We start from the raw sequence: 7,352 nt of genomic DNA on the forward strand, positions 1-7,352 counted from the left end.
CACGCCCAAGGAAGACCCAGAGGACGAGAGATGCTGCGCCAGTTCTTCGCCTATTACCGCCCGCACCTGCGCCTGTTCTGGCTGGATTTCGGCTGCGCCGTCGCCTCGGGCCTCTTGGAGCTGTCCTTCCCGCTGGCGATCACCGCCTTCATCGACCACCTGCTGCCGCTCGGCGACTGGTCGCTGACCATCGCCGCCGCCTTCGGCCTGCTGGCGATCTACGCGCTGAACACCGGGCTGATGATCGTGGTGATCTACTGGGGTCACATGCTGGGCATCAACATCGAGACCGAGATGCGCCGCCGCGCCTTCGCCCACCTGACCCGGCTCAGCTGGCGCTGGTTCGACCATGCCCGCACCGGCAAGCTGGTGGCGCGGGTGACCCGCGACCTGGAGGAGATCGGCGAGGTCGCCCACCACGGCCCCGAGGACCTGTTCATCGCGGTGATGACCTTCGTCGGGGCCTTCCTGCTGATGCTCTGGCTGCATCCGCTGCTGGCGGTGACCACGGCGGTGATCGTGCCGGTCACGGTCTGGCTGGTGGTGGTCTACGGCACCCGGATGACCCGGGCCTGGCAGGAGATCTATTCCCGCGTCGGCCATTTCAACGTCCGGCTGGAGGAAACCGTCGGCGGCATCCGCGTGGTGCAGGCCTTCGCCAACGAGGCGCATGAGGCGAAATTGTTCGAAAAGGACAATCGGGCCTATCGCGCGACGAAGCTGGACGCCTATCGGATCATGGCGAAATCCTCGGCCATCCACTACATGGGCCTGCGCTTCGTGCAGGTGGTGGTGATGGTCTTCGGCGCCGGCTTCGTGATGCAGGGCAGCCTGACCACCGGCGCCTTCGTCGGCTTCCTGCTGCTGGTGAACGTGTTCTTTCGCCCGCTCGACAAGATCGCCGCGGTGATCGAGACCTATCCCCGCGGCATCGCCGGCTTCCGCCGCTACCAGGAACTGCTGGCGACCGAGCCCGAGATCGCCGATGCCCCCGGCGCCCGGCCCGCGCCGGCGCTGAAGGGCCGGATCGCCTTCGAGGACGTGTCCTTCGCCTATGACGCCAGCCGCCCGGTGCTGCGCCATGTCTCGCTGCGGGTCGAACCCGGCGAGACGGTGGCCTTCGTCGGCCCCTCCGGCGCGGGCAAGTCCACCCTGCTGGCGCTGGTGCCGCGGTTCTACGACCCCGACGCCGGGCGGATCACCGTGGACGGGGTGCCTCTGGCGGACATGACATTGGAATCGCTGCGCAACCAGATCGGCATCGTCAGCCAGGACGTGTTCCTGTTCGGCACCTCGCTGCGCGAGAACATCGGTTACGGCCGGCTCGGCACCAGCGACGACGAGATCATGGCGGCGGCCGAGAAGGCGCAGCTCGGGCCGCTGATCCGCAGCCTGCCCGAGGGGCTGGACACGATGTGCGGCGAACGCGGGGTGATGCTGTCGGGCGGGCAGAAACAGCGCGTCGCCATCGCCCGGGCCTTCCTGAAGAACCCGCCGATCCTGATCCTGGACGAGGCCACCTCGGCGCTGGACTCAGAGACGGAACGCGAGATCCAGGCGGCGCTGGAGGCCTTGTCCGAGGGCCGCACCACGCTGGTGATCGCCCATCGGCTGGGCACCATCCGCAACGCCGACCGCATCGTGGTCATGGAGGCCGGCGAGGTGCGCGAGACCGGCAGCCATGCGGCGCTGCTGTCGAAGGGCGGGCTCTACACCCGTCTGGCGGGCTGAGCGATGGCGGCGGTGGCGCTTGGCCGGCTGGCGCCGGTGGACTGGCCGGCGCTGGAAGCCTTCGCGCGGCTGTTGTCCGATTTCTGCAAGGTGCATGTCACCCCCGACCGGGTGGTCACCACGCGGATGGAGGCGGGCGCGATCGAGCTGCGCTTCAACGGCGGCGCGGCCGACCTGCGGCTGGAGGCGCGCAGCGAGGAAGCGTTGCAGAACCTGCGCGACACGCTGGGGCATCTGCTGGACAGCGCGGTGGAGGGACTGGCCGCGGGGCTGAGCTGGCAGGCCGCGGGCGGGCTGGAGGGCCGGCTGCCGCCGAACTTCCGGCTGGCGCGGGTGGGCGAGGTCACCCGGCTTTCGCCGCGCTTCCTGCGGCTGCGGCTCTTGGCCGAGGACCTGGGCTTCATGGCCCGCACCGGGCTGCACCTGCGGCTCCTGCAGCCCGCCGACCCGGCGAACCCGGACTGGCCGCGGCTCTCGGCCGCCGGCCGCACGGTCTGGCCGGCGCCGGGGCGGCTGCACATGCCGGTCTACACCATCCGCGCCATCGACGCCGCGGCGGGCCGGCTGGACGTGGATGTCTACCTGCACGGCCGCGGCCCCACCTGTGCCTGGGCCGCGGCGGCGCGGCCCGGCGATCCGGTCGGCATCTCCGGCCCCGGCGGCGGCTGGCTGCCGGCGTCGCGCCGGCTCTGCCTCGGCGGCGACGAGACCGCCCTGCCCGTCATCGCCCGCATCCTGGAGACCGCCGCGGAGGACACCACCGGCGCCGCACTGATCGAGGTGGGCGATGCCGCCGAGATCCAGCCGATCCGCCATCCGCCGGGCGTCCGGCTGGACTGGCACCTGCGCGGCAAGGCCCCCGCGCTGCGCGCCGCCTTCACCGAAGCGGCGCAGGCGGTCATCGCCGCGGGACCCGGCGCCGAGGTGCTGTTCGGCGGCGAGAAGATCGAGGCGCAGGCGATCCGGCCGGTGCTGAAGGCCGGCCCCGGGGCCGGCGTGGCGATCTGCGCCTACTGGACCGCGGCCTGACCGAACCGCCCTCCGGCCGCCGTTTCGGGCTGACGCCACGTAAAGCTGCGTCTTCCGTGCATGAATCCGCAGCCTCTGCCCGTCTGCGCACCCTATCGGGTGTTGACGATCCCCTCCTCTTGCCGCAGGCAAGGTCATCCGGGGCCGAGCCGGCTCCTTCCCCTTTCCGTCCGACCGGAGCTGTCCATGTTCAAGCGGCTTATCATCGCAATCATCCTTCTGGGCCTGATCGGCGGTGGCATCGTCTGGTTCAAGTATTTCCGCGACGATATGATCGCCCAGTATCTGGGCGGCATGGTGCCGCCGCCCACCCCCGTCACCACCGAGACGCTGGAAGCCGTGACCTGGGAGCCCGGGATCGAGGCCATCGGCACCGCGCTGTCGGCGCGGGGCGTGGACCTGGCCATCGAATCCGGCGGGCTGGTGCAGGCGATCACCTTCGCCGGCAACGACCAGATCGCCGAGGGCCAGCAACTGGTGCAGATCGACGACGCCAGCGAGGTCGCCGCGCTGGAGGCCGCCAAGGCCGCGCTCTCGGTCGCGGTGGCCGAGGCGAACCGGGCCAAGACCCTGTCCGAACGCGGCGTTGGCGCGGCCAACACGGTGGAGACCGCCGAGGCGCAGGTGGAAAGCGCCCGGGCCCAGGTGGCGCAGCTGCAGACCGCGCTGGACCACAAGAAGCTGACCGCGCCCTTCGCCGGGGTGATCGGCATCCCGCAGATCGAGATCGGCCAATATGTCGTGGCCGGCACGATCTATGCCACCCTGCAGGACCTGTCGAACATGCGGGTCGACTTCTCGGTCCCCGAACAGCAGATCGAGGCGCTGGCGCTCGGCGGCCCGGTCACCGTGGCGACCGAGGTCGGCAGCTTCTCGGCCACCGGCCGCATCATCGCCATCGAGCCGCGGGTGGACGCCAATTCGCGCATGGTCTCGGTCCGGGCCGAGGTGGAGAACCCCTCGGGCGTGCTTTACCCCGGCCAGTTCCTGCGCGTCCGCATCGCCCTGCCGATAGAGGAAGGCGTGATCGCGGTGCCGCAGACCGCCGTCAGCTCCACCCTCTACGGCGATTCGATCTATGTCGTGCGCCCCGGCGAGGCCGAGGACGAGCTGAAGGTGGAGCAGGTCTTCGTCACCGTCGGCCGCCGCTCGGGCGGGCGGATCGAGGTGGTGGAAGGGCTGGCCGCCGGCGACCAGATCGTCACCTCGGGCCAGAACCGGCTGACGCCCGGCGCCCGGGTCCAGGTCGACAATTCGGTCGCCATCGGCGAGGTGCCCGACGACAACGCCACGGCGCCGGAGGCGGCCGCCCCGGAAGCCCCCGCAGCGCCGGCCGAAGGCGCGCCGGCCCCCGGCGACGAGGCCAAGGAGTAGACGCGGATGAACATCTCGGAAATCTTCATCCGCCGGCCGGTCCTGTCGACCGTGCTTGCGGCGCTGATCCTGTTCCTCGGCCTCGCCTCGGTGGTGAACCTGCCGGTGCGGCAATACCCGGAAGTGGACGAGACCGTGGTGACCGTCACCACGATCTACCCCGGCGCCGCGCCCGAGCTGATCCAGGGCTTCGTCACCTCGCCCATCGCCGCCGCGGTCTCGACGACCGAGGACATCGAATACGTCACCTCCTCCTCCAGCCCCTCGGCCTCGGTGGTGACGGTGCAGATGAAGCTGGGCGCCGATCCCGACATCGCCCTGACCGAAGTGATGTCCAAGGTGCAGCAGGTGCGCGGGCAGCTGCCTGCGGATGCCGAGGACCCGGTGATCGTCAAGGGCACCGGCATGACCTTCGCGCTGATGTATCTGGCGGTGCAGAACCCCAACATGACGCCCGAGCAGCTGACCGAATACCTGGAACGGGTGGTCAGCCCGCGGGTGACCAACATCGGCGGCGTGGCGCAGATGCAGATCATGGGCGCCGCCGAATATGCCATGCGGGTCTGGCTGGACCCGCTGCAGATGGCGGCGCGCGGGGTGACCGCCTCGGACGTGCTGGCGGCGATCCGGTCGTCGAACTTCCTCTCGGCCCCCGGCAAGACCGAGAACGAATATTTCGTCTACTCGCTGACGCTCGATTCCACCGTGCAATCGGCCGAGGCCTTCGGCGCGCTGCCGCTGGTGCAGGGCGCGAACGGCACCGTGCGGCTGCGCGACGTGGCGCGGATCGAGCTGGCCTCCGGCTCGGCCGAGGCCATCGTCACCTTCGCCGGCCAGCCCGGCACCTTCATCGGCATCATCCCCGCCCCCGGCGAGAACCAGCTGGACGTGGCCGAGAACGTGCTGAACGCCCTGCCCGCCCTGCGCGACACCCTGCCCGAGGGCATGACCATCACCCTGGTCTACGACTCGACCGAGACCATCGCCGCCTCGATCGAGGAGGTGTTCAAGACCATCGCCGAGGCCGTCGCCATCGTGGTGGTGGTGATCCTTCTGTTCCTGGGCTCCTTCCGGTCGGTGGTGATGCCGGTCGTCACCATCCCGCTGTCGCTGATCGGCGTCTGCGCGATCATGCTGGCCTTGGGCTATTCGATCAACCTGCTGACGCTCTTGGCGATGGTTCTGGCCATCGGCCTGGTGGTGGACGACGCCATCGTGGTGGTGGAGAACATCCACCGCCACATCGACCATGGCGAGAAGCCCGCCCGCGCCGCCATCGCCGGCATGAAGGAGATCACCGGCCCGGTCGTCGCCATGACCATCACCCTGGCCGCGGTGCTGTCGCCCTTGGCCTTCACCGGCGGCCTGACCGGATCGCTGTTCACCGAATTCGCGCTGACGCTGGCGGGATCGGTGATCATCTCCGGCATCGTGGCGCTGACCATCACCCCGACGATGTCGGCGCGCCTGCTGACCCACGACGCGCCCGGCCGGTTCCAGCGCACCGTCGACCGCGTGCTGACCGGCGTGTCGAACTGGTATGAGCGCCGGGTGTCGTCCTCGCTGGACTACCGGCCCGTCACCCTGCTGATGGTCGCCGTCCTTCTGGGCGTCACCGGCTTCATGTTCGTCAACACCTCGTCGGAACTGGCGCCGGAAGAGGACCAGGGCGCGCTTTTCGCCATCCTGAACGCGCCGCGCTACGCCTCGCTGGACTATACCGACGCCTTCACGGCCGAGATCGGCAAGCGCACCGCCGACATCGCCGAGGTGCAGACCTCGTTCTCGGTGGCGGGCATGGGCGGCTCGGCAGCGACCGGCTTCTACATCTGGGCGCTGAAGGACTGGGCCGAGCGCGACCGCAGCCAGGCCGAGATCCAGGCCGAGGTGCAGGGCATCCTCGACGGCTCCCCCGGGTTGCAGGGCTATGTCTTCGCCCCGCCCTCGCTGCCGGGCGCCGGCGGCGGGCTGCCGATCTCGATGGTGCTGCAATCCATCCACTCGCCCGACCGGGTGTTCGAGGTGGCCGAGGAGATCCGGCTGAAGGCGATGCAGTCGGGCAAGTTCATCGTGGTGCAGAACGACCTGGCCTTCGACGCGCCGCAGGTCGCCATCACCATCGACCGCGACCGCGCGGCCGAGCTGGGGGTGGCGGTGTCGGACATCGGCGCCACCCTGGGCATCCTGGTCGGCGGCGGCGCCGTCGCCCAGTTCGACCGCGATTCCAACAGCTACGACGTGATCACCCAGGTGCCGCAGGAGTGGCGCAACAATCCCGAGAAGCTGACCGAGTTCTTCGTCCGCTCGGCCACCGGCCAGATGGTGCCGCTGTCGTCGGTGGTCGCCATCGACCCGGGCGTCAACGCCGCCTCCATCGGCCAGTTCAACCAGCTGAACGCCGCCACCCTGTCGGGGATGCCGATGATCGGCCTGTCCACCGGCGAGGCCTTGGCCGAGCTGGAGCGGATCACCGCGGAAACCCTGCCCGACGGCTTCTTCATCGACTATTCCGGCCAGTCGCGGCTGGAGAAGACGGAAGGCAACACCATCCTGCTGGCCTTCGGCGCGGCGCTGGTGGTGATCTACCTGGTGCTGGCGGCGCAGTTCGAAAGCTTCCGCGACCCGTTCATCATCATGATGTCGGTGCCGCTGTCGATCTTCGGCGCGGTGCTGCCGCTGTTCTTCGGCATGTCGACGCTGAACATCTACACCCAGGTCGGGCTGATCACGCTGATCGGGCTGATCACCAAGCACGGCATCCTGATGGTGGAATTCGCCAACCAGCAGCGCGAGGAAAAGGGCCTGAACCGCCGCGCCGCCATCGTCGCGGCGGCGAAGACCCGGCTGCGGCCGATCCTGATGACCACCGCCGCCATGGCGCTGGCGGTGGTGCCGCTGATCCTGGCCGAGGGCGCCGGCGCCGCCGCGCGTCAGGCGATGGGTCTGGTGATCTTCACCGGCCTGCTGATCGGGACGGTCTTCACCCTCTTCGTGGTGCCGATGTTCTACACCCTGATCTCCCGCAGCGACGCCTCGCTGCTCCTGCACCGCAAGGCGGTGGAGAAGGAATTCGGCCCGGCGTGAGGGTCTGGAAAGGGCGGCGGAAAAGGGGGCGGTTTCCGCCCCCTTTTCTTTTGGCCGGGCGGTGGTGCTGCGCACCGGCCCGCATCTCCGCGAAAAGCTGAGGCTTGCGATGATCGTGGCGGGGTGGAAACTCG

Annotated in this window: 4 protein-coding genes; all 4 read left to right on the top strand. The window is 69.5% G+C overall.

The annotated features are described in order from the left end of the window. The first annotated feature begins 30 nt into the window (after positions 1-30). The 4 genes from G5B31_RS16860 to G5B31_RS16875 all read left to right on the top strand — a co-directional run bounded on the left by G5B31_RS16860 (position 31) and on the right by G5B31_RS16875 (position 7,218). Positions 31-1,731: an ABC transporter ATP-binding protein gene (locus G5B31_RS16860; RefSeq protein ID WP_165019371.1), complete on the top strand. Its 1,701-nt coding sequence runs from the start codon at positions 31-33 to the stop codon at positions 1,729-1,731. A 3-nt stretch (positions 1,732-1,734) separates the two neighbouring features. Then, complete coding sequence (locus G5B31_RS16865) at positions 1,735-2,760, top strand: siderophore-interacting protein (protein ID WP_165019372.1); 1,026 nt, start codon at positions 1,735-1,737, stop codon at positions 2,758-2,760. A gap of 186 nt (positions 2,761-2,946) precedes the next feature. After that, a complete protein-coding gene (locus tag G5B31_RS16870; protein WP_165019373.1) occupies positions 2,947-4,134 on the top strand; it encodes an efflux RND transporter periplasmic adaptor subunit in 1,188 nt (395 codons plus the stop codon). A 6-nt stretch (positions 4,135-4,140) separates the two neighbouring features. Further along, on the top strand, positions 4,141-7,218 hold the full coding sequence (locus G5B31_RS16875) for an efflux RND transporter permease subunit (RefSeq protein ID WP_165019374.1): 3,078 nt from the start codon (positions 4,141-4,143) through the stop codon (positions 7,216-7,218). Positions 7,219-7,352 lie beyond the last annotated feature (134 nt).

The organism is Rhodobacter sp. SGA-6-6, from assembly GCF_011043545.1.
Lineage (GTDB): Bacteria > Pseudomonadota > Alphaproteobacteria > Rhodobacterales > Rhodobacteraceae > Pseudogemmobacter.

What these genes read in the sequence shown, in the direction of transcription:
- G5B31_RS16865 (WP_165019372.1), top strand. Translation starts at nt 1,735, where the DNA reads ATGGCGGCGGTGGCGCTTGGCCGGCTGGCGCCGGTGGACTGGCCGGCG.
- G5B31_RS16875 (WP_165019374.1), top strand. Translation starts at nt 4,141, where the DNA reads ATGAACATCTCGGAAATCTTCATCCGCCGGCCGGTCCTGTCGACCGTG.
- G5B31_RS16860 (WP_165019371.1), top strand. Translation starts at nt 31, where the DNA reads ATGCTGCGCCAGTTCTTCGCCTATTACCGCCCGCACCTGCGCCTGTTC.
- G5B31_RS16870 (WP_165019373.1), top strand. Translation starts at nt 2,947, where the DNA reads ATGTTCAAGCGGCTTATCATCGCAATCATCCTTCTGGGCCTGATCGGC.